Origin of the sequence: Lentzea miocenica (assembly GCF_033949945.1) — a bacterium.
Lineage (GTDB): Bacteria > Actinomycetota > Actinomycetes > Mycobacteriales > Pseudonocardiaceae > Lentzea > Lentzea miocenica.
Genome location: NZ_JAXAVW010000004.1, coordinates 17391 through 37553, shown reverse-complemented (window position 1 = coordinate 37553; position 20163 = coordinate 17391). Strand labels below are relative to the sequence as shown.

Sequence of the window (20163 nt, the reverse complement as noted above, 5' to 3'; positions counted from 1 at the left end):
AGCAGGTCATCCCGCCGCTAGCGAGCTGACCTCGGCTGCGGTCGGGTACGACGGCTGCGCACCGGCCTTCGTGACGGACAGCGCGGCGACCTTCACCGCGTACTCGGCCGCGACGACGACCCGGTCGCCCTCGGCCAGCCGCGCGGAGAAGGCACCGGCGAAGGCGTCACCGGCACCGGTCGTGTCGACCACCTCGTCGACCTCGATCGACGGCACTTCCTCGACGCCGGCCGGAAGGACGACGGCGACGCCGCGCGACCCCAGCGTGACGATCGCGGTCTTGGGGCCGAGCCGGAGCAGGTGCCGCCAGTCCGACACGAGTTGGGCGGCCTCGTGCTCGTTCACGATCAACGTGTCGAGCTGCTTGAACGTCTCCGCGGGCAGTTCCGCGACCGGCGACAGGTTCAGCACGGTCCGGACGCCTGCGTCCGCGGCCACGTCGATCGCGTGGATCACCGTCTCCAGCGGTACTTCCAGCGAGCACGTCAGCACGCTAACGCCGTCGAACGACAGAGCGTCCACATCGGACGGTGACACGTCCGCGTTGGCGCCGGGCGACACGACGATGGAGTTCTCGCCGTCCGGAGTCACGGTGATGTACGCGATGCCGGTCGGCCGTTCGGAAGTCCTCACCAGCGACGAGTCGACACCGGACGACTCCAGCGACTCACGCAGCAGCGAGCCGTAGCCATCGTTTCCCACAGCACCAACGAGAGCAACGGAGGCACCGACGCGAGCAGCGGCAACGGCGGTGTTCGCACCCTTGCCGCCGGGCAGCACGACGGTGTCGCCGCCGAGCACGGTCTCACCGCCGGCGGGCCGCCTGCCGACCTCGACCACGAGGTCGGCATTGGCGGACCCGAGGACAAGCAACGTCTTTGTCACTTGATGAACTCTGCCACGTTCTGCTTCGTGATGACCTTCACCTCGACGTCCACGACCTGCTGAACGGCCTCGCCCTTCGCGGCCTTGACCGCCTGCTCGACGGCCTTGGAGCCGAGCAGCTTCGGCTGCTGCGCGACGGTGGCGGTGAGGGTGCCTTCCTGGATCGCCTTCAGGCCGTCCGGCGTGCCGTCGAAGCCGACGACCATGACGTCCTTGCCGGCACGGGCGCCGAGGGCCTTGATCGCGCCGAGCGCCATCTCGTCGTTCTCGGCGAAGATGCCCTTGATGCCGGGGTGGCCCTGCAACAGGTTCGTGGTCTCGTTGAGGCCCTTGGCGCGGTCGAAGTCCGCGACGGCCGAGGCGACGACCTTGATGTTGCCGCTGTTCAGGCCCTGCTCGAAGCCCTGGCCGCGGTCACGGGAGGCCGACGCGCCCGAGATGCCCTTGAGGTGCGCGACCTCACCGGACGTGGCGCGGCCGAGTTCGATGGCCGCGAGGCTGCCGCCCGACACGTTGTTCGACGCGACCTCGGCGGCGACCTTGCCCTCGACCGAGCGGTCGACCGAGATCAGCGGGATGTTCGCCGTCTCGGCGGCCTTGGCGGCGGGCGCGGACTGCTTGGAGTCGACCGGGTTGAGGATGATCACCTTGACGCCCTGGGTCACCAGCGTCTGCACCTGGTTGATCTGGTTCGTCGCGTCGTTCTGCGCGTCGACCACGGTCAGCTTCGCGCCGAGCTGGTCCGCCATCTCCTGTGCGCCCTGCTGCAGTTCCACGAAGAACGGGTTGTTCAAAGTGGACACCGCGAGGCCGATGGTGAGGTCGCTTCCTCCGGACGCCCCTGTACCGCTGCACCCGGTCGCCAGCAATGCCGCGGCGCCGAGCGTCAGCGCGATCCGTCGGGTCACCTTCATTGGTGTCTTCCTTACCTGTTGCGGGTTTTCTCAGCGACGGCGTAGTGAGTCGAGCAACGCGGCGAGAGCGATCACCGCGCCGATGACGACCTGCTGCCAGAACGGCGGCACTTGCAGCAGGTTGAGGCCGTTGCGCAGGACGGCGAGCACAAGTGCGCCGACCAACGTCCCGGTGGCGCGGCCAACGCCACCGGACAGCGACGCTCCGCCGATGACGACCGCGGCGATGGCGTCGAGCTCGTAGCCGGCCGCTGCCTGCGGACCGGCGGACCCGAGCCGTCCCGCGAGCACGAGACCCGCGGCGGCGGCGAACAGGCCGGAAAGGGCGTAGATCCACAGCTTCTGGTTGCGGACGTCGATCCCGCTGAGCTTCGCGGCTTCCTCGTTGCCGCCGATCGCGTACATGCGACGGCCGAGGTTGGTGCGCGTGAGGATCAGGCCGGTGAGGCCGAAGAACGCCAGCATCAGCAGCAGCGGCAACGGAACCATCGGGGCGAGGTTCGAGCCGAGGAACGTGACCAGCGCGTCCGTCTCGTGCGGCTGGCCCTCGGAGAACACGAGCGTCAGACCGCGGGCGACGCTCAGCATGGCCAGCGTCGCGATGAACGGCGGCAGCTTGCCGTAGCTGATCAACGCACCGTTGACGAGCCCGCACAGCGCGCCGACGACGAGGCCGAGCGGTCCGGCGGTGAGTGCGCCGACCATCGCCGCCAGCGCGGCGATGCTGCCGACGGACAGGTCGATGCCGCCCGCGACGACCACGAACGTCATGCCGAACGCCATGATCGCGATGACCGCGGCCTGGACGCCGACGTTGAGCAGGTTCTGCGCGTTGAGGAACGCCGGCTGCATGATCGCGATGACCAGGGCGAGGATGATCAACCCCGCCAAAGCGCCGTTCTCACTGGCGTACTTGCGAATGCTGATCGTGGTCATGCCGAAATCTCCTGCACGGCGAGTGCCATCACCTGGTCTTGGGTCGCGCCCCTGGGCAGCTCACCGGCCACCCGGCCGTGTGCCATCACGACGACGCGGTCGCTCATCCCGATCACCTCGGGCAGGTCGCTGGACACGAGCAGCACGGCCCGGCCCTGCGCGGTCATGCGGTTGATGAGCTCGTAGATCTCGACCTTGGCGCCGACGTCGACGCCGCGGGTGGGCTCGTCGAGGATCAGCACCTTCGGGTCGGCCAGCAGCCACTTGCCGATGACGACCTTCTGCTGGTTGCCGCCGGACAGTTCCTTCACCGGCTGCTCGACGCGGCCCTTGATCCGGAGCTTGCCCGCGATGTCGCTCAGGCGCTTGCGGTCGCGGTTGTCCAGCGTGACCAGCTCGAGGTTCTCCCCGACCGTGGCCGTCAGCACCAGGCCCTGGCCCTTGCGGTCTTCGGGAACCAGGCCGAGCCCTGCCTTGATCGCGGCCTGGACGTCGTGGCGTCGCAGCGGTTTCCCGTCGACCTCGACCGTGCCGTGGTCGTAGTCGTCCACACCGAACGCGGCGCGCGCGACCTCGGTGCGGCCGGCGCCGACCAGGCCGGCGATGCCGACGACCTCGCCCGCGTGAACCTCGATGGTGATGTCCCGGAAGACGCCCCGCTTGGTGAGCCCCGAGATGCTCAGCAACGGCTGACCTGGGCGTTGCCGCGCCCGCGGGTACTGCTCGTCGATCGGGCGGCCGACCATCAGCTCGATCATGTGCTGGGTGGTGGCGCGCGGTCCGAGGACACCGACGCTCTTGCCGTCGCGCAGGATCGTGATGCGGTCGGCGATGCGCTGGATCTCGTCGAGGTGGTGGGTGATGAAGACGAGGCCCACGCCGTTGTGGCGCAGCTGGGCCATGATCTCCAGCAGGCGGTCGGTCTCGGTGTCGGTGAGGACCGCGGTCGGTTCGTCGAGGATCAGCACGCCGGCGTTCTTGTCGAGCGCGCGGGCGATCTCGATCATCTGCTGCTGGGCGATGCCGAGGTCCTTGACCTTGGCGTTCGGGTCGACGTGCAGGCCGACGCGGTCGAGCAGCTCGGGGGCACGGCGGCGCATCTCGGCGCGGTCGACGAACCCGAACCTGCGCGGGAGGCGGTTAAGGAACAGGTTCTCCGCGACCGTGAGCTCCGGGACGAGCGCGAGTTCCTGGTGGATGACGGCGAGGCTGGCGTGGCCCTCGATCGTGCCCGCGTCGTGGCTGTGGATGCCCGCGAGGACCTTGACCAGCGTGGACTTGCCCGCGCCGTTCTCGCCGAGCAGGACGTGGACCTCGCCCGCGTTGATGTCGAGGTCGACGCCGTCCAACGCCTTGGTGGCACCGAAGTGCTTGGTGATCCCGCGAGCGGTGATCAGCGCGTTCACAGCTCGGCCTCCCCGAGCGAGCCGCGCAGCACGAGCTTCGCGGTGAGGCGGACGTCGTCGGGCTGCTGGCCGTTGATCAGGGCGAGCAGGCTGCGCGCGGCGGCCCTGCCCATCTCGACGGTCGGCTGCGCGATGACCGTGATGGGCGGGTCGAGCAGCGGGAACCACGGCTGGTCGTCGAACACGGCGAGCGCGATGTCGTGCGGGATCTGCAGGCCGCGGGCCCTGATCTCGCCCAGCGCGCCGAGGCCCATCAGGTTGTCCATCGCGACCAGCGCGGTGGCGCCGTCCTCGATCAGCTTGGCGGCGGCCTGGCTGCCGCTCTCCTGCCGGAAGTCGCCGTGCACGACCTGCGCGAGTCCGCCGAGCGACCCCGTGAGCACGTCGGTTCGTTCTCTTCCAGTGGAGGTGTTCGGCGGGCCCGCGATCACTCCGATGCGGGTGTGGCCGGCGCCGACGAGCCGCCGGGCGAGCGCGGTCAGTGCCTCGCTGCCGTCGGCGCGGACGACTGGGCATGTCGCGCCCCTGACCGTCCGGTCGAGCAGGACGAGCGGAACGCCGCCTGCGCTCACTTCACGAACCAGACTCGGGTCGTCGGTCGCGGGGCACAGCAGGAGGCCGTCCACCCGGCGGTCGAGCAGGGTGCGCACGTAGGTCGCTTCCTGCTCGGCGCTCTCGTCGGCGTTCCCGATCACGACGCAGTAGCCGTGTGACCGGGCTTCGTCCTCGACCGCTCGAGCGATCTCGGCGAAGAACGGGTTCAGCAGATCGCTGATGACCAGACCGAGGGTCTGGGTGCTGGTGGTCCTGAGGGATCGCGCCAGGGCGTTGGGCCGGTAGCCGAGTTCCTCGATCGCGGCGAGCACTCGCACACGGGTCTCGGGAGTCGGCGCGGCATGGCCGTTGAGCACGCGCGACACGGTGGCCGTGGAGACGCCGGCGTGCTGCGCGACGTCCTTCATGGTCGTCACGAGGGCGTAGTTAATCGATTACACATGTATGTAGTCAAGCTGAGATCAGGGGATGAGTAGGTGTACGGATGTCACTGACCGTGGTCTGCCTCACTCTGATCACATGGACGGACAGGATCGCCTCGGGTACGAGCAGCGGCTCTCGCTGGAGCTCGCGGCCATCGGGCAGCGGCTGGTGACGATCAGCACGGAGATGCGGTCGCAAGCTCCGGCTGCCGCGACCGCGGTGGCCGAGGTCGTCGCGCCGCCGCCGAGCCTGGACGCGCCGGTGTCCGTGCCGCTGCCGCCGACCACGTCCTTCCCGACGCCACCGGTCGGCGTGCCGCAGCAGCCGAACCCGTGGTCACAGCAGACGGTCGCGCCCCCGGCTCAGCAGCAGTTCCCGCAGCCGCCGCCTCAGGCGCAATGGCCGCAGCAGCCGCAAACGCAGTGGCAGCAGCCGCCGCCGCAGTGGCCCGCTCCGCAACCGCGCGAGACCCTGTTCGAGAAGCTCGGCAAGGACGGCGCCGGGGCGAAGCTGCTGGCCTGGGTCGGTGGCGCGATCACCGTGCTCGGCTTCGTGCTGCTGCTGATCCTCGCCATCCAGCGCGGCTGGCTCGGCCCGATGCCGCGCGTGATCGGCGGCGCGGTGTTCAGCGGCGCGCTCGTCGGCATCGGCATGTGGCTGCACCGCAACCCGGCCGGTCGCACCGGTGCGTTCGCGCTGGCGGCCACCGGTTTCGCGGGCCTCTACCTCGACGTCATCGCCGCCACCAGCCTGTACGGGTACTTCCCTTCCGGCGTGGGTCTCGTGGTCGGCTTCGCGGTCGCGGCGGCCGGTGTCGTGCTCGCTCTCCGCTGGGACTCGCAAACGCTCGCGGTCGGTGTTGTCGCAGCTTGTGCCATCTGCTCGCCGATATTGACCGAAGGCTTCACGGTCCTGCTGGTCGCGTTCCTGCTGGTGCTGAAGATGGCCAGCACGCCGGTGCAGATCCAGCGCAACTGGCCGGGTCTCGCGATCGCCGGTGGCTTCATGCCGATCTTCGCCTCGCTGCTCACCACCGCGAACGCCATCCCCAACGACTTCGAGTGGACCGTGGTCGGCGTCGCCGGTGCCACGACGGTTGTCGGCATCGCGGTCGCACTGCTGACCATCCGCAAGCGTCCGGAGGACATCGTCGCGATCGCGCTGATCGCGGGCTCGGCACTGCCCGCGATGTTCGCGACCACGCTGCTGAACGACCCTGCCAACTCGGTGCTCGCCGGTGCGGTCGCCGCGGCGCTGCTGGCGATCTGGATGGTCCCGGACCTGCCCCGCGCGTTCACGACGGCGGCCGGCGCGACGGGCATGCTCGCGTTGTTCCAGACGACCGTGATCGCGCTCGACGGCAACGTGCGCACGGCGATCGTGCTGGCAGAAGCGGTGCTGCTGGCGTTCCTCGCGGCCCGGCTCAACAAGAAGAGCGCGCTGGTCGGGTCCATCGTGTTCGGGGTCGTCGGGTTCCTGATGACGATCGGCCAGGCGGTGCCGATCACGTGGCTGCTGGAGGAGCCGCGCTTCTTCAACAACGTCCAGCCGGGCGACTACGCGGCGGGCCTGGTGACCGCGGTCGTGCTGGGTGTCTTCGCGGCGGTCCTGCCGTGGGCGGCGCTGAGGATGCAGGTGCTGCGCGAGCCGGCCAAGCACCCGTTCCCGTGGATCCTCGCCGGGCTCGTGATGCTCTACGGCGCGGCGGGTGCGGTGCTGTGCGCGGCGCTGCTGGTGTCGCCGGACGAGAGCGGATTCCTCTTCGGACACTCGGTGGTCACCGTGTCGTGGACGATCGCCGCGTTGTTCCTGCTGGTCAAGGGGATCAACAACAAGGCGCTGCGGATCTCCGGCCTGATCCTGGTGGCCGCCGCGGTGGTGAAGCTGGTGTTGTTCGACCTGGCCGCGCTCGACGGTGTCGCCCGCGTACTGGCGTTCCTCGGCGCCGGCCTGGTGCTCCTCACCGCGGGCACCCGTTACGCCAAATTGGTGGCAACGGCGAAAAGTCCCGAGTCATATGAATCCAAACCAGTCGCTCCGCCGTCTTACTAGTTGACGACCGTCGCCCGCGCCGCCGTCGCGGGCGACGGTCGTACTACAACCAGGCAAAGATTTCCCTCGACCGAGTGACGGAAGTAGATCGAAAGCACCCGGAAGTGGTCCCATCGGGCGTATGGCAAAGCCACGCCTCGTGGCCGCGGTTCTAGCGCTCTCAGCGGCCTTCGCGGCGACGGGTGTTCACCAAGGGCACGAGTACACGACCACTTCCTCCGCATCGGTTTCCCCGCGTGCGTACGTGGTGGGCAAGACCGGTCTCGTGCAGGTCGTCGACACCCGGAGCGGCACGGTTCTCGCGCAGGCGGACACCGGCGGCCGCGCGACGGGTGTCGCCGTGTCACCGGACGGGCAGCGTCTCTACGTGATCAACGGGTGGACCGGCGCGATCACCGTGGTCGACCCGGACACCGGCGCGATCCTCGACCGCATCTTCACCCAGGTCCAGCTCTCGCACGCGGCGATGCGCCCGGACGGGCAGCGCCTCTACGTCTCGGCCAGCGGCAGCGTGGCGGTGGTGGACCCGCAGGACTTCCGGCTGGTCGCCGCGGTCAAGGTGCCCGGCCAGCCGCAGGGTCTCGCCGTGCACCCGAACAACCAGGTCCTCTACGTGGCCAACGCCCAGGACGGCACGGTCGGTCTGGTCGACACCGCGACGGCGTTCCAGACCTCGACGGTCCAGGTCGGCGGTCTGCCGCAGTTCCTGGCGATCTCACCCGACGGCAAGCGCCTCTACGTGAGCAGCATGCGCCTCGGCGAGAAGACGCCCGGCACGCTGTCGGTGATCGACACGACCACGAACCAGGTCGTCGGCTCGCTGAACGCCGGCAGGGGAGCGGGCAGCATCGCCGTCACCCCGGACGGCGCCACCGTCTACCTCACGTTGCCGAAGGAAAGCTCGGTCGTGGTCGTCGACGCGGCGACCATGACGGTGCGCGAACGTTTGCCCATCAACACGCCGGGTGTCGCCATCGCGCCGGGCGACCCGAGAGTCTTCTTCGCGACCGGCGCGACGACGACGGTGCTGGACACGTCGAACGCGGTGCTCGCCACCTACCGGATGCGGTCGGGCGAGCTGGAGGAGGCGAGGCCGCGCCAGTTCGACGCGGCCATGATCGCCTTCGCCTCCGGTCAGCCCACCCTGGCGGGCTCGCGGATCTCGTCGTCCCAGTCGTCGAAGTCGTCCACCGGCTCGTCGTGAAGCGCGAGACGTTCCTGGATCCGCTTGAGCGGACCGGGTGACCACCACGCGGCGTCGCCGAGGAGCTTGAGCACGGCCGGCACGAGCAGCATCCGGACCACGGTGGCGTCGAGCGCCAGCGCCAGGATCATGCCGACGCCGACGAATCGCATCATCGCGACCTGCGAGAACGCGAACGCACCCGTGACCACGATCAGCAGCAGCGCCGCCGAGGTGATCACCCGGCCGGTCTTGGCCAGGCCGGTGCTCACCGCCTCCTCGGTCGTCGCGCCCTGACCGCGAGCCTCGACCATCCTGCTGAGCAGGAACACCTCGTAGTCCGTCGACAGACCGAACACGATGGCCGCCATCAGCACGACGATGCCGGACTCGAGCGGCCCCGGCGTGACGCCGAGCCAGTCCGCTCCGTGTCCCTCCTGGAAGATCCACACCAGCACGCCGAACGTCGCGGACAACGACAGCGCGCTCATCAGCACGGCCTTGATCGGCAGCACCACCGAGCCGAACGCCAGGAACATCAGGATCAGCGTGGCACCGACCAGCAACGCGATCATCAACGGCAGCCCTGCCGCGATGGCGTCGAGCGAGTCGCTGACCGTGGCGGTGTTGCCGCCGACCAGCACCTCGGCGTTAGGCGGGGGAGTGATCGCCCGGACGTCCTTGAGCGCCTGCTTCGACTCGTCGCTCAGCGCGTCCTGCTCAAGCCCGGCGGCCGCGGCCGTGACGCCCTTGTCCGCCCCCATCGGCTGGACCTCGCCGACGCCGGGGACGTCCTTGACCTTGCCCAGGTACTCCTGGACTCCCGCCTGGTCACCGCCCCTGACGACGATCTTGAAGCCGGTGTTGGAGAGCGCCGAGAAGTTCTGGTTGATGTTCTCGGTGGCCACCCGCACGGTGTTGCCCTCCGGCAGCACCTTCTCGGTGACCTGGCCGAACTGGACGTTCAGGAACGGCGCGCCGAGTGCCGCGAGGATCGCGATCAGCGGGATCGCGAACAGCAGCGGTCGCTTCATGACCTTGCCGCTCAGCTTGCGCCAGCCGCGTTCGCTCGGCTCCTTCTTGCGCCACGGCATGGCGAGCTTGTCGACCCGGTGGCCGAGCACGCCGAGCAACGCGGGCAGCAGCGTCAGCGAGACCACCGCGGCGATCGCGACCGACGACATGCCGCCGTACGCGAGGGACTTCAGGAAGCCGTGCGGGAAGAGCAGCAGCCCGGCCAACGCGATGACCAGCAGCGTCGCGCTGAACACGACGGTCCGGCCGGCACTGGCGACCGTGCGGCCCACAGCTTGTTCGGTGGTGCGTCCTTGGGCGAGCTCCTCGCGGAACCGGCCGACCATGAACAGCCCGTAGTCGATCGCCATGCCGAGGCCGAGCAGCGACGCGACGTTGACCGCGAACGAGTTGACCTCGGTGAACAGCGCGACGCCGTGCAGCACGCCGAGCGCGCCCATGATCGCGAGACCGCCGACGACGACCGGGAGGCTGGCCGCCACCAGTCCACCGAAGATGATCACGAGCAGCAGCAGGACCAGCGGCAGCGAGAACATCTCCGCGCGCGTCAGGTCTTCCTGCGACATGTCGTTGATGGCCTTCTGGGTGGGCACGAGCCCACCGACCTGCTGGGTGAAACCGTCGATGCTCAGCTGCTTCTGGATGTCCTCGAACTGCTTGATCTGCTCGTTCGAGTCACCGCTGGTGAGCGTGATCGCGACAAGAGCCTGCTGCTTGTCGTCGGACGGGACCGGCCCGTTGACCCTCAGCACGTCGTCCTTGGGGAAGCCGCTGATGTGGTCGGCGACCTTCTTCAACTCGAGCGGGTTGGCGAAATCGCCGCGGTAAATGACGATCACGTCACCGTTCTGCCGCCCGAACGCCTCCTCGGCTACTTTGTCGGCCCGCGCCGCTTCACTGGAGGGAGCTTCGTAGCCACCCTGGCTGAGCTTGTCGAACACGCCCAAGCCCCAAACACCGCCGAGAACGGTGAGCAGTACGGTCGCGACCAGAACCACCCACCGGCGGCGATATGCGATCGAGCCCCACTTCGCGAACATCGACGACGGCCTCCTGGGTTACCGTGCTGTAAATCCCGTGAACTCTTGTAAACACCGTTCACTGAAACCGTACGGGGCCGTGGACGGGGTCTACAACCCGATGGAGTGACATATGACCGAGGCCACTCGCCGAGAACGTCTCCGCGCTGAGACCGAGCGTGAGATTCGGCAGGCGGCCCGCGCCCTTTTGGTGGAAAGCGGCCGCGATGCGGTTACCCTGCGTGCCATCGCGCGCAAACTAGGCATCACCGCGCCCGCCCTCTACCGCTACTACGACTCCCACGACGCGCTATTGCGGCAGCTCTGCGACGACATCTGCGCGGACATGGCCTCAGCGCTCTACGCGGACCTCGCCGCGGAGCCGTCGGGACACGTGGGATGCCAGGTGAGGGCCGTGTGCAAGGCCTTCCGCCGCTGGGCACTGGCCCACCCGCAGGAGTTCGCCCTGGTCTTCGCCTCACCGCGCGACCCACTGGGCGCCGACCAGTTCGGCTCGGTGTTCCTGCAGCTCGCCGGACGGCTGATCGCCTCGAACCTGGTCGCCAACCACGCGGACGACGAGGTGCCCGAGGTGCTGCACGAGGACCTGGCGAGGTTCCAACAGGTGCTGATGGACGCGGTGTCGGTGCACGGCGTGACGGTCGAGGACGACGTCCTGAACCTGGGCAAGATCTACCACGTGGTGCAGTCGTGGGTCCGGCTGTACGGGCACGTGGCGCTGGAGGTGTTCGGGCGGTTCCCGTTCACGGTGAGCAACCCGGAGCCGATGTTCGACAGCATGCTCGACCAGATGCTGACGGACATCGGGTTCCAGGAGGACGACTCAGCTGTTCACTGAGGAACATCGCCCGTGCCCGCCAGCGCAATCCGGAGGCGACACCGGCGGAGGTCATCGGCACCCTGGAGAAGATGTACGTCAGCGCACTGGCGACAACTGGGGCCGCAGTCGGGGGCGCCGCGGCCGCGTCTGGCGTCGGCACCGGGGTCGCACTTGTCCTCGCTCGAGCTGAGCGCCCTGTTCGTGCTCTCGGTCACCGAGGTCCACGGGATCTCGCTTGACGAGATCGAACGCCGCCGGACTCTCGTACTGGGAATCCTGCTCGGCGAATCCAGCTCCAAAACGATCGGCAAGGTCGCCGAACGCACCGGTCAGCACTGGGCCCGCCAACTCGTCAGCATGGTGCCCACGGCGACCCTGAAGCAGATCAACAAAGTCCTGGGCAAGAACTTCATCACCAAGTACGGCACCAAGCAGGGGATCATCGTGCTCGGCAGGGCGGTCCCGTTCGGCATCGGCGCGCTGATCGGCGGCGGCGCGAACGCCACCATGGCCGCACTGGCTGTCCGGGCGGCCCGGCGCGCGTTCGGCCCGGCACCCGAGTCGTGGCCGGAGGAAGAGCCGGCGCAGCCGTAGCCACGCCGGCTCTTCTCGACGACTACAGAACGACGTTCACCAGGCGGCCGGGAACGACGATCACCTTGCGCGGTTCGCCGTCGGCGACCAGTTCGGCGATCTTCTCCTCGGCCAGTGCCGCGGCCTTGATCTCGTCCTGCGACGCGGACGCCGAGACGACGACCCGCGAGCGGACCTTGCCGTTGACCTGGATCGGGTACTCGACGGTGTCCTCTACCAGGTACTGCTCGTCTGCCTTCGGGAACGGGCCGTGCGCCAGCGTGCCTTCGTTGCCCAGCTTCGCCCACAGCTCCTCGGCCACGTGCGGGGCCTGCGGGGCCAGCATCAGCACCAGGGGCTCGGCCAGCGCGCGGGGCGTGCCGGCGGAGTAGTGCTTGGTGACGAAGTTGTTCAGCTCGATCAGCTTGGCGCCCGCCGTGTTGTAGCGCAGGTTCGCGTAGTCGTCGTGCACGCCGGCGATCGTCTTGTGCAGCAGTCGCAACGCTTCTACCGAGGGCTCATCGGAGGTGACGCGCAACGAGCCGTCGGTCTCGTCGACCAGGTTGCGCCACAGACGCTGCAGGAACCGTTGCGCGCCAACGACGTCCTTGGTCGCCCACGGCCGTGACACGTCCATCGGGCCCATGGACATCTCGTAGAACCGGAAGGTGTCGGCGCCGTACTTCTCGCACATCTCGTCCGGCGTGACGACGTTGTTCAGGCTCTTGCCCATCTTGCCGTACTCGCGGTTGACCTCTTCGCCGTTGTGGAAGAACTTGCCGTTCTCCTCGACGACCTCGGTCGCGGGCACGTAGAAGCCGCGGGCGTCGGTGTACGCGTACGCCTGGATGTAGCCCTGGTTGAACAGGCGGCGGTAGGGCTCGTCACCGGTCAGGTGGCCCAGGTCGAACAGGACCTTCTGCCAGAAGCGCGAGTACAGCAGGTGCAGCACCGCGTGCTCGACACCGCCGATGTACAGGTCGACGCCGCCGGGGTCGGTCGGGCCGTGCTCGGCCGTGCGCGGGCCCAGCCAGTACTTCTCGTTCTCCGGGTTGACGAACCGCTCGGTCTCGACCGGGTCGACGTAGCGCAGCTGGTACCAGCACGAACCCGCCCAGTTCGGCATGGTGTTCGTGTCGCGGCGGTACGTCTTCAGGCCGTCGCCCAGGTCCAGCTCGACCGTCGTCCACTCGGCGGCACGCGACAGCGGCGGCGACGGCTCGGTGTCCGCGTCCTCCGGGTCGAAGGTGCGCGGCGAGTAGTCGTCGACCTCGGGCAGCTCGACCGGCAGCATCGACTCCGGCAGCGCGATGGCCGTGCCGGCCTCGTCGTAGACGATCGGGAACGGCTCGCCCCAGTAGCGCTGGCGGCTGAACAGCCAGTCGCGCAGCTTGAACTGGACGGTGCCGTGGCCGTGGCCGTTCTCCTCCAGCCAGCCGATCATCGTCTTCTTGGCGTCGTCGATCGCCATGCCGTCCAGGAAGCCCGAGTTCACCGCCGGGCCGTCGCCGGTGAAGGCCTCGCCCTCGAAGCCCTCCGACGGCTGGACCGTGCGGATGATCGGCAGGTCGAACTTCTTCGCGAAGTCCCAGTCGCGCTGGTCCTGGCCGGGCACGGCCATGATCGCGCCGGTGCCGTAGCCCATCAGCACGTAGTCGGCGATGTAGACCGGGATTTCGTTGCCGTTCACCGGGTTTGTCGCATACGCCCCGATGAAGACGCCGGTCTTGTCCTTGTTCTCCTGACGGTCCAGTTCGGACTTCAGGGACGCGGCGCGCCGGTACGCGGCGATGTCTGCCACGCGATCGGGCGTCGCAATCTGGTCCACCAGCTCGTGTTCCGGTGCCAGGACCATGTAGGTCGCGCCGAACAACGTGTCCGGCCGGGTCGTGAAGACCTCAATGCTCTCGTCTCCCACCGCGAATCGGACTCGGGCGCCGTGCGAGCGCCCGATCCAGTTGCGCTGCATGGCCTTGACCTTGTCCGGCCAGTCCAGCCGGTCCAAGTCGTCGATCAGCCGGTCCGAGTACGCGGTGATGCGCATCATCCACTGGCGCAGGCTTTTCCTGAACACTGGGAAGTTGCCACGTTCACTGCGACCGTCCGCGGTGACCTCTTCGTTCGCCAGCACAGTACCCAGTCCGGGACACCAGTTGACGGGCGCCTCCGACATGTAGGCCAGCCGGAATTCGCCCAAGATCCTTTGCTGGTCGGCAAAAGACAGCTCAGACCACTTGCGACCGCCCTCGACGTCCCGCTCGCCAGACTCGAACTGGGAGATCAACTCGGCGATCGGACGCGCCTTGCGGGCGTCGACGTCGTACCAGGAGTTGAAGATCTGCAAGAAGATCCACTGGGTCCACTTGTAGTACTCGGGGTCGATCGTCGAGATGCGGCGACGCTCGTCGTGGCCCAGCCCCAGCCTGCGGATCTGGCGCAGGTAGGTGTTGATGTTCTCCTCGGTGGTCTTGCGCGGGTGCTGACCCGTCTTCACCGCGTACTGCTCGGCGGGCAGGCCGAACGCGTCGAAACCCATGGTGTGCAACACGTTGCGGCCGTTCATGCGGTGGTACCGCGCGAACACGTCCGTGCCGATGAAGCCCAGCGGGTGCCCGACGTGCAGGCCGGCACCGCTCGGGTACGGGAACATGTCCTGCACGAACAGCTTGTCCGCGGGCACGTCACCCTTGAGCGGCCCGACGGGGTTGGGCGCGTGGTAGGTGCCGTGGTTCTCCCAGTACCGCTGCCACCGCTCCTCGATCTGGTTCGCCAGCTCGGCGGTGTAGCGGTAGGCGGGAATCTCCGCCGCGTCCGTGCTCATTTCAAGGTCCCTCTCACGTCGTTCCTGCCCCTGACATGACGAAACCCCCCAGCCCAGAAAGGGCATGGAGGGCGGCCGCGCCGACCGTCTTGCGATCAGGTCGTCGCGGCTAGATAAGGAGCAGGCGGGCCGTGCTCATGTCGTCAACGGTATCAGCGGACCGCAAGCGCGATGAACTGGGTGACCTGCGTCGCGCTGAAGTTGTCGTCCGAGACCAGCCACAACGTGCCGTCCGGCCCCCACGCCATGCCTTCGAGGTTGTCGGGCTTCGCGAAGTCGCCGATGTCGGCGAGCAGACGCTTCTTGTTCTGCAGCGGACGGAACTCGAACAGGCGGACCTTGTTGCCGAGCTGCGGGTGGAAGGACCTTTCGAGCACCAGGTAGACGCCGGGGGACTTCTCCAGGATCGCCGTGACACCCGTCGAAGCACCCGCCGCGAACAACGGTTCCTGCTGGTAGCGGTACTGCGTGACGACCTGGCCGGTGCGCGTCTGGACCACGATCCGGGAGACCGCGCCCTTGGTGGCGTCGGCCGGCGGGCCGTCCTGCAGCAGCGGGCCTTCCACCGCGGTGACGACCAGGCTGCCACCGAGGGCGAACGTGAGGCCTTCCAGCGCCTGGTTCTGCCGCGGGCCGGTCTCCGGCTTCATCTTGAGATCTTCCGGCGTGGGCAAGCCGCGCTTGAACGAACCGTCCTGACGGCTGAACTGCACCGACGGGTCGATGAGCGTGGTCGGCGTGCGGTCGCCTTCCTGGCTCCACAGCAGGTCGCCGGTCCAGCGATCCACCCGGACGTCCTCCGGGTCGACGGTGCCGGGCGCGTACGGACCGTTGGGACCAACGAGAGAGTGGACGTCCGTGAACTCGACACCCTCGCGCGACAGCTTGCCCTCGTAGAACCGGGGTGCCACGCGGTCGTCGCTGATCAGGATCCACTTGCGCGAGCGCGGGTCGTAGTCGAGGCCGGAGATGCCGCCGACGGTCGTACCGCGCACGACCAGGCCTTTCGGCACGACGTGCTGGCCGAGGAAGCGGACTTCGGGGTTGTGCGCCTGCGCGGGAGTCGCGCACAGTCCGAGCAGGACCGGGACGAGCAGAAGTCGTCTGAGCATGGCGCACAGCACACCTGACCGGGGTGACTGCCAGGTGAACTCAGGATTCGTCCTACCCTCATGGGGTGAACATCGTGCTGTCGGTCGTCCTGGGTGTGCTCGGCGTCGCTCTCGGCGCGGTCGGTCTGCTGGGTCTGCAGGGCAAGCTGCGACGCAACCGCTACGTCGGCGTGCGCACCGCGGCGGCGCTGCGTGACGAGGAGACGTTCGCCCTGGCCAACCGCGTCGCCGGCGTGCCGAACGTCGCGGCCGGTGTGGTGGCGATCGTGTCGGGCGCGATGGCGTTCGTCATGGCCGACCTGGCCGTCACCGCTGGGATCATCGGACTGGTCGGCGCCCTCGCGATCGCGGTCGCCGGTGGGCTCGTGGGAAGCCGCGCGGCCGAGGCGCTGCCGGAGCCGGTCAAGCCCAAGGGCTGCGGTGGCTGCGCCTGTGGTGGTGGCGGTTGCTCCCCGCTCGCCGGGCTGTAATCCGACGTTTCACGTGAATCAACGCTGAGGTCAGTTCTCGCGGACGTCCTTGGGATAGGTCGACAGCAGCGCCAGCGGCATGCCCTGCCGGCGCAGCACGCGACCCCACAGGTCGACGTTGGCGCCCACCAGCACGTCGTCGGCCAGTCCGGTCACGACGATCCAGTCGCCGCGTTCGATCTCGCCTTCCAGCTGGCCCTCGCCCCACCCCGCGTAGCCCGCGAACACCCGCAGGCCGCGCACCAGCGGCATGAGGTCGTCCGGTTCGGCGTCCAGGTCGATCAGCGCCACCGGGCCCTGCACGCCGACCAGGCCCTCCACTGCGGACGGATCGGTGCCCGTCTTCAAGGCCGCCAGGCACAGCGCCGTCTTCTGTTCGACCGGGCCGCCCACGTAGATGCACTGCGGCTTCGTGACGTGCGAGCCCCACGGAGGCAGCACGTCGTGCACCGCCACCTCGGAGGGGCGGTTCAGCACGACGCCGAGGGTCCCCTCTGGACGTTGATCGATGATGTAGACGACAGTGCGCGTGAAGTTCGGGTCGTTGAGGCTCGGAGCGGCAACCAACAGGGAGCCTGGCTCGACTTCGACTTCGTCATCGGGACGCACGTCACCATGAAATCACCCGTGATCGCCGGAACAACTCAGGGCCGCACCCCGTTAGACTCAAGTGTCGGATGTCTTTGTGTCCCCCGGGCTCAACAGACAACCGCCTTCGCGGAATACCGTTCGGCTGGAGCCGCGTAGTGCGCCGCGCCGTGAGGCGACCTGGCATCCGATCCAAGAGAGCCGGACCGTGAGGTCCGGCTTTCGTGGTTTTCACCACCACGCGCCTACAGTGCAACGGTGACAGCGCTTGCGGTGGAGAAGCACCACTGGGGATCACGCCGGTTCCTCGGCATCCCCGAGTACCGCAGGCTCCTCGCCACCCGCCTCGCGTCGCAGTGGGGCGACGGGCTCTTCCAGGCCGGGCTCGCCGGTGCCGTGCTCTTCAACCCCGAGCGCCAGGCCGATCCGGTGGCCATCGCGGCCGGGTTCGCGGTTCTCCTGCTGCCGTACTCGCTCATCGGCCCGTTCACGGGCGCGCTGCTCGACCGGTGGGACCGCAAGAAGGTCATCGTCGTGGCGAACGTCACGCGCGCCGTGTTCGTCCTGCTCACCGCCGCGGCGGTCGGAGCGGGCCTGAGCGGGTTGCCCCTCTACGTCTCCGCTCTCATCGTCATGGGCATCGCACGGTTCGTCGGAGCCGGGCTGAGCGCCTCACTGCCGCACGTCGTCCCGGAAGACCACCTGGTCGAGGCGAACGCGCTGGCCACGACGGCCGGGGCGATCATGGCCGTGGTCGGCGCCGCCTGCGCCATCGGGTTCCGCACGCTGCTCGGCGCCGGGGACGGCGGGTCGGCGTGGACCACGACCATCGCCGTGGTCGGACTGCTGCTCAGCGCGTTCATCGCGAGCAGGTTCAAGGCCGGCGTGCTCGGACCGGACGAGGTCGACGAGCCGCACAACGCCATCACGGCCGTGGCGCGCGGTCTGCTGGACGGCGCGAAGGCCGCCTGGCGCACCCCGAGCGTCATCGCCGCACTTGCCGCCGTTCTCGCCCACCGGGCGGCGTTCGGCATCAGCCTGATGATCACGCTGCTGCTGATGCGCTACAGCCTGGAGGACGTCGGCATCCTCAAGGCGGGCATCGGCGGGCTCGGCGAGGTCGCTGTCGCGGGTGGCGCCGGTGTGCTGCTCGCCGGCATCCTCACCGACCGGGTCGTCGACAGGTTCGGCACCACCCGGACGATCTGCGGTGCGCTGATCCTCGCCGCGGCCGCGCAGATCGGGCTCGGACTGCCGATGACGCTGCCGAGCATCCTGGCGGCCAGCTTCGTCATCATCTTCACCGGTCAGATCGTCAAGCTGTGCGTGGACACCGCGGTGCAGCACGACATCGGTGACGAGGTGCGCGGCCGGGTCTTCTCCCTTTACGACACCTTGTTCAACATCGCGCAGGTCACCGCGGTGTCCGTCACGGCGACGGTGGTCCCACTGGACGGGCGCGCGCCCGGTCTCATCATCGCCGCCGCGGGTCTGTACCTGGTCGGACTGGCCGGCTACCTGCTAGCGCGGAAACGGCAGGTGCAACATGCCGGCCTCGTGAGCGAAGACGACGGCGGCCACCCGATCAGGTAGATCCAGGCGCCGCAGGATGTCGGCCACCTCGTCGGCCACCCGCTGTTGCCCGAGACCGAGGACCCGCGCGATCTCGTGGTCTGCGTGACCACGCGCGAGACACCTCAGCACCGCCCGTTGGTCGTCGGTCAGCTCGTCCAGGTCGCGAACCGCCGGACCTGCGGAAAGTCCCCAAGTGAACATCTGCACCACCCCCATGCGCCCCCTAGCGCACTTCCCATGGTGCAGCCCCGCGCTGACACTTCGCTAACGCGGGGATTTCATCCGCTCACAATGCGTCACGTGGCGGGTGGCGTGATCCCCTGTTCGCGCGCCCAGCCGAGCAACGCCGCCTCCGCCTCGTCGCGGTCCATCGGCCCGTTGTCGAGCCGGAGCTCCTTCAGGAACTTCCACGCGGCACCGACCTGCGGACCCGGCGGCAGCCCGAGCAGCTTCATGATCTCGTTGCCGTCGAGGTCCGGCCGCACGCGCGCGAGGTCTTCCTCGGCCGCGATGCGCGCGATGCGTTCCTCAAGAGAGTCGTAGGTCCGCTTCAGCAGGTTCGCCTTGCGCTTGTTCCTGGTCGTGCAGTCGGCACGGACGAGCTTGTGCAACCGCGTCAGCAGGTCTCCGGCGTCGGTCACGTACCGGCGCACGGCCGAGTCGGTCCACTCGCCGTTGCCGTAGCCGTGGAAGCGAAGGTGCAGGTAGACGAGCTTCGCGACGTCCTCGGTGATCTCCTTCGAGTACCGCAACGCCCGCAAGCGCTTGCGGACCATCTTCGCGCCCACGACCTCGTGGTGGTGGAACGAGACGCCGCCGCCTGACTCGAACTTCCGGGTGGCCGGTTTGCCGATGTCGTGCAGGAGCGCGGCGATCCTCAGCACCAGATCGGGTGATTGATCAACATCTTCAAGATCAATTGCCTGTTCCAGCACAACCAGCGAGTGGTCGAAGACGTCCTTGTGCTGATGGTGTTCATCGATTTCCAGCTTCATGGCCGTGAGCTCCGGCAGCACGACGTCTGCCAGGCCGGTCTCGACCATGAGCTCGATGCCGCGGCGGGGGTAGGCCCCGCACAGGAGCTTCGAGAGCTCCACCTGCACGCGCTCCGGCGTGATGCGGGTGAGCTGGCCTGCCATCTCCCGCATCGCCTCGATCACCCGCGGCGCCGCCGTGAAGCCGAGCTGGGACACGAACCGCGCGGCGCGCAACATCCTCAGCGGGTCGTCACCGAACGACTCCTGCGGGGTCGCGGGCGTGTCCAGCACACCGTCGCGGGCGGCCTGAAGGCCTCCGGTCGGGTCCACGAACTCGTTCGCCGCGATGTCGAACGCCATCGCGTTGACCGTGAAGTCGCGACGGACCAGGTCGCCGTCGATGTTGTCGCCGAAGGTCACCTCGGGGTTGCGGGTGACGCCGTCGTAGACGTCCGCGCGGAAGGTCGTGATCTCGATGATCTCGCCCTTCTTCGAGGCACCGACCGTGCCGAAGGCGATCCCGGTGTCCCACTGCGCCTCCGCCCAGCCGCTGAGCAGCTTCTGGATCTCGGCGGGGCGCGCGTCCGTGGTGAAGTCGAAGTCGTTCGTCGGGCGCCCCAGCACGGCGTCGCGCACACTCCCACCCACGAGGTAGAGGCGCTTGTCGCCGGCTGCGAACCGGGCGGCGAGTTCGGCGACGACTGGCGTGATAGCGGGCTGTTCCACCACCGCATTCTGCTGGAGCGATCGAGACACGAGAAACCAGCGTACTCATCGGATCTAAGTACGATCGGCCGT

17 protein-coding genes are annotated in these 20163 nt (G+C 68.3%); 6 read left to right on the top strand and 11 right to left on the bottom strand.

All coding sequences use genetic code 11. The features are described 5' to 3' along the window. Nucleotides 1-6: 6 nt before the first annotated feature. Genes SK803_RS05975 through SK803_RS05955 form a run of 5 tightly spaced genes read right to left on the bottom strand, consistent with a single transcriptional unit; the run spans nucleotide 7 to nucleotide 5103 of the window. Entirely contained in the window at nucleotides 7-885 is an 879-nt protein-coding gene (locus SK803_RS05975) for a ribokinase (RefSeq protein ID WP_319964757.1), read from the bottom strand. After that, entirely contained in the window at nucleotides 882-1799 is a 918-nt protein-coding gene (locus SK803_RS05970; protein ID WP_319964756.1) for a substrate-binding domain-containing protein, read from the bottom strand. The genes SK803_RS05975 and SK803_RS05970 overlap by 4 nt, the downstream gene beginning before the upstream one ends. A gap of 30 nt (nucleotides 1800-1829) precedes the next feature. After that, complete coding sequence (locus SK803_RS05965) at nucleotides 1830-2735, bottom strand: ABC transporter permease (protein ID WP_319964755.1); 906 nt, start codon at nucleotides 2733-2735, stop codon at nucleotides 1830-1832. Next, nucleotides 2732-4141 (bottom strand): sugar ABC transporter ATP-binding protein, encoded by a 1410-nt coding sequence (locus SK803_RS05960; RefSeq protein WP_319964754.1) that lies wholly within the window; start codon nucleotides 4139-4141, stop codon nucleotides 2732-2734. Before SK803_RS05960 ends, SK803_RS05965 begins: the two co-directional genes overlap by 4 nt. Further along, on the bottom strand, nucleotides 4138-5103 hold the full coding sequence (locus tag SK803_RS05955) for a LacI family DNA-binding transcriptional regulator (protein ID WP_319965035.1): 966 nt from the start codon (nucleotides 5101-5103) through the stop codon (nucleotides 4138-4140). The genes SK803_RS05960 and SK803_RS05955 overlap by 4 nt, the downstream gene beginning before the upstream one ends. Before the next feature lie 112 nt (nucleotides 5104-5215). Between SK803_RS05955 and SK803_RS05950 the strand changes: the two genes are divergently transcribed. Both SK803_RS05950 and SK803_RS05945 read left to right on the top strand, forming a co-directional pair. Continuing rightward, nucleotides 5216-7171 (top strand): DUF2339 domain-containing protein, encoded by a 1956-nt coding sequence (locus SK803_RS05950; protein WP_319964753.1) that lies wholly within the window; start codon nucleotides 5216-5218, stop codon nucleotides 7169-7171. Nucleotides 7172-7292: 121 nt separating this feature from the next. Beyond that, the gene (locus SK803_RS05945; protein WP_319964752.1) at nucleotides 7293-8375 is read left to right on the top strand and encodes a cytochrome D1 domain-containing protein; all 1083 of its coding nucleotides are present in this window, start codon (nucleotides 7293-7295) and stop codon (nucleotides 8373-8375) included. Here SK803_RS05945 and SK803_RS05940 read toward each other — a convergent pair. Further along, on the bottom strand, nucleotides 8306-10429 hold the full coding sequence (locus tag SK803_RS05940) for an MMPL family transporter (RefSeq protein WP_319964751.1): 2124 nt from the start codon (nucleotides 10427-10429) through the stop codon (nucleotides 8306-8308). The two genes, SK803_RS05945 and SK803_RS05940, sit on opposite strands and share 70 nt — an antisense overlap. Nucleotides 10430-10541: 112 nt before the next feature. Between SK803_RS05940 and SK803_RS05935 the strand changes: the two genes are divergently transcribed. After that, nucleotides 10542-11267: a TetR/AcrR family transcriptional regulator gene (locus SK803_RS05935; protein ID WP_319964750.1), complete on the top strand. Its 726-nt coding sequence runs from the start codon at nucleotides 10542-10544 to the stop codon at nucleotides 11265-11267. A 153-nt stretch (nucleotides 11268-11420) separates the two neighbouring features. Continuing rightward, nucleotides 11421-11843 (top strand): hypothetical protein, encoded by a 423-nt coding sequence (locus tag SK803_RS05930; protein ID WP_319964749.1) that lies wholly within the window; start codon nucleotides 11421-11423, stop codon nucleotides 11841-11843. Between the two features lie 22 nt (nucleotides 11844-11865). Here SK803_RS05930 and leuS read toward each other — a convergent pair whose 3' ends face one another. Then, complete coding sequence (leuS, locus tag SK803_RS05925; protein ID WP_319964748.1) at nucleotides 11866-14643, bottom strand: leucine--tRNA ligase; 2778 nt, start codon at nucleotides 14641-14643, stop codon at nucleotides 11866-11868. A gap of 152 nt (nucleotides 14644-14795) precedes the next feature. Further along, complete coding sequence (locus SK803_RS05920; protein ID WP_319964747.1) at nucleotides 14796-15755, bottom strand: esterase-like activity of phytase family protein; 960 nt, start codon at nucleotides 15753-15755, stop codon at nucleotides 14796-14798. Between the two features lie 65 nt (nucleotides 15756-15820). On the opposite strand from SK803_RS05920, the gene SK803_RS05915 reads away from it, so the two are divergent. Then, nucleotides 15821-16225, top strand: a complete 405-nt coding sequence (locus SK803_RS05915) for an SdpI family protein (protein ID WP_319964746.1) — start codon at nucleotides 15821-15823, stop codon at nucleotides 16223-16225. 30 nt (nucleotides 16226-16255) lie between these two features. On the opposite strand, the gene SK803_RS05910 is transcribed toward SK803_RS05915, so the two are convergent. Continuing rightward, on the bottom strand, nucleotides 16256-16834 hold the full coding sequence (locus tag SK803_RS05910; RefSeq protein WP_319964745.1) for a YqgE/AlgH family protein: 579 nt from the start codon (nucleotides 16832-16834) through the stop codon (nucleotides 16256-16258). Between the two features lie 237 nt (nucleotides 16835-17071). Between SK803_RS05910 and SK803_RS05905 the strand changes: the two genes are divergently transcribed. Next, on the top strand, nucleotides 17072-18406 hold the full coding sequence (locus SK803_RS05905; protein WP_319964744.1) for an MFS transporter: 1335 nt from the start codon (nucleotides 17072-17074) through the stop codon (nucleotides 18404-18406). Here SK803_RS05905 and SK803_RS05900 read toward each other — a convergent pair. Together SK803_RS05900 and SK803_RS05895 are read right to left on the bottom strand one after the other, a co-directional pair. Beyond that, the gene (locus SK803_RS05900; RefSeq protein ID WP_319964743.1) at nucleotides 18335-18589 is read right to left on the bottom strand and encodes a LuxR C-terminal-related transcriptional regulator; all 255 of its coding nucleotides are present in this window, start codon (nucleotides 18587-18589) and stop codon (nucleotides 18335-18337) included. The genes SK803_RS05905 and SK803_RS05900 overlap by 72 nt on opposite strands. A gap of 95 nt (nucleotides 18590-18684) precedes the next feature. Continuing rightward, the gene (locus SK803_RS05895) at nucleotides 18685-20121 is read right to left on the bottom strand and encodes a CCA tRNA nucleotidyltransferase (RefSeq protein ID WP_319964742.1); all 1437 of its coding nucleotides are present in this window, start codon (nucleotides 20119-20121) and stop codon (nucleotides 18685-18687) included. Nucleotides 20122-20163: the final 42 nt, after the last annotated feature.